This is a genomic window from Labrenzia sp. C1B70, assembly GCF_000475395.1.
Taxonomy (GTDB): domain Bacteria; phylum Pseudomonadota; class Alphaproteobacteria; order Rhizobiales; family Stappiaceae; genus Roseibium; species Roseibium algicola.
The window spans coordinates 1-2,500 of record NZ_AXCE01000019.1 but is presented as its reverse complement, the minus strand read 5'-3'; the positions used below and the strand labels follow the sequence as shown (position 1 = coordinate 2,500).

Annotated in this window: 1 tRNA gene and 2 rRNA genes (1 of these 3 cut by a window edge); all 3 read left to right on the top strand. The window is 55.3% G+C overall.

The features are described from left to right. Window positions 1-1,764: ribosomal RNA gene (locus Q666_RS53160) — 23S ribosomal RNA — on the top strand (it extends 959 nt beyond the left edge of the window). Window positions 1,765-1,965: 201 nt separating this feature from the next. Beyond that, window positions 1,966-2,080, top strand: a 5S ribosomal RNA gene (gene rrf / locus Q666_RS53155). 249 nt (window positions 2,081-2,329) lie between these two features. After that, window positions 2,330-2,406 (top strand) — tRNA-Met (locus Q666_RS53150). Window positions 2,407-2,500: the final 94 nt, after the last annotated feature.

Here is a 2,500-nt window from a genome sequence, read left to right as displayed (position 1 = left end):
CAGTTAAGGTCCCTAAGTTATGGCTAAGTGGGAAAGGATGTAGAACTCCCAAAACAACCAGGATGTTGGCTTAGAAGCAGCCATCATTTAAAGAAAGCGTAACAGCTCACTGGTCTAAATAAGGGGTTCCGCGCCGAAAATGTACCGGGGCTCAAGCCATACACCGAAACTGCGGGTGCATCTTATGATGCGCGGTAGCGGAGCGTTCTGTAAGTCTGCGAAGGGGGACCCGTGAGGGCTCCTGGAGATATCAGAAGTGCGAATGCTGACATGAGTAACGATAAAGCGGGTGAGAGACCCGCTCGCCGAAAGTCCAAGGGTTCCTGCGCAACGCTAATCGGCGCAGGGTTAGCCGGCCCCTAAGGCGAGGCCGAAAGGCGTAGTCGATGGGAATGCAGTTAATATTCTGCAGCTTGGTGGTAGTGACGGATGCCGTGTGTTGTATCTCCTTATTGGATTGGGGGTGCAGCGAAGGTGTTCCAGGAAATAGCTCCACCGTATAAACCGTACCCGAAACCGACACAGGTGGACTGGTAGAGAATACCAAGGCGCTTGAGAGAACTATGCTGAAGGAACTCGGCAAAATGCTCCCGTAAGTTCGCGAGAAGGGAGACCTCACGACGGGCAACCGTTGTGGGGTGGCACAGACCAGGGGGTGGCGACTGTTTATCAAAAACACAGGGCTCTGCGAAGCCGTAAGGCGACGTATAGGGTCTGACGCCTGCCCGGTGCTGGAAGGTTAAGAGGAGGTGTGCAAGCACCGAATTGAAGCCCCAGTAAACGGCGGCCGTAACTATAACGGTCCTAAGGTAGCGAAATTCCTTGTCGGGTAAGTTCCGACCTGCACGAATGGCGTAACGACTTCCCCGCTGTCTCCAGCATAGACTCAGTGAAATTGAATTCCCCGTGAAGATGCGGGGTTCCTGCGGTCAGACGGAAAGACCCCGTGCACCTTTACTACAGCTTCACACTGGTATTCGTCACGACATGTGTAGGATAGGTGGTAGACGTTGAAGCAGGAGCGCCAGCTCTTGTGGAGTCACCCTTGAAATACCACCCTTGTCGTCATGGATATCTAACCGCGGTACAACAATATCCGGGACCGTGTGTGGCGGGTAGTTTGACTGGGGCGGTCGCCTCCCAAATGGTAACGGAGGCGCGCGAAGGTGGGCTCAGAGCGGTCGGAAATCGCTCGTTGAGTGCAATGGCATAAGCCTGCCTGACTGCGAGACTGACAAGTCGAGCAGAGTCGAAAGACGGCCATAGTGATCCGGTGGTCCCTCGTGGAAGGGCCATCGCTCAACGGATAAAAGGTACGCCGGGGATAACAGGCTGATGATGCCCAAGAGTCCATATCGACGGCATTGTTTGGCACCTCGATGTCGACTCATCACATCCTGGGGCTGGAGCAGGTCCCAAGGGTTTGGCTGTTCGCCAATTAAAGTGGTACGTGAGTTGGGTTCAGAACGTCGCGAGACAGTTCGGTCCCTATCTGCCGTGGGTGTAGGAGAATTGAGAGGATCTGTCCCTAGTACGAGAGGACCGGGATGGACGTACCTCTGGTGGACCTGTTGTGGCGCCAGCCGCATTGCAGGGTAGCTATGTACGGAAGGGATAACCGCTGAAAGCATCTAAGCGGGAAACCCACCTCAAAACCAGTTCTCCCTGAAGAGCCGTGGAAGACCACCACGTCGATAGGAAGCGTGTGGAAGTGCGGCAACGCATGAAGCTTAGCTTTACTAATAGCTCGTTCGGCTTGATCCTCTCATTAGTCAATGTTCATCTTTTGGATGCGCCCCTGGCGCATCAAAAAGATCATTTTAAGTGCGCTACCGCCCTTCGGGCTGCTTGAGCGCGTTTGAAATGATCCATACGGCCAACGTCCTGGAACCTTCGTCCCAGGCGAGGCCGACCAAAACATCAAAAAAATATATAGACCAGTTCACGCAAATTGCGCTTCGCCGGCCTGGTGGCCCTAGCGGGGAGCCCCCACCCGATCCCATCCCGAACTCGGCCGTGAAACTCCCCAGCGCCAATGGTACTGCATCTTAAGGTGTGGGAGAGTAGGTCGCCGCCAGGCCTGCAAATCGCAATTTGAAACCTCTTCAACTTGTTTGCCGCTCACGCGCGCACCGCCCTAAAGGGCTGCGCTCCGCGCGGGCGGCCTGACCGGCCGGCGGCCACTCGGCCTTGCCTCCGCTGCGCTCCGGATCTCTTATCCCATATCAGCGCAGTCTTCCGGTCAAACCGAAACATAAGGGTATCCCCAAAAGGGACCAAACCCACTTTGACCAAACGCGCAGCGCGCCAAGGACAAACAAAAAAACAACGCGGGATGGAGCAGCCCGGTAGCTCGTCAGGCTCATAACCTGAAGGTCGCAGGTTCAAATCCTGCTCCCGCAACCAACAAATAACCCGGCCTCGCGCCGGGTTTTTTGTTGGTAACGGATACAGATTTTAAACTGACCAGCGCCCCCACAAAAAGCGCTATGCCCGACGC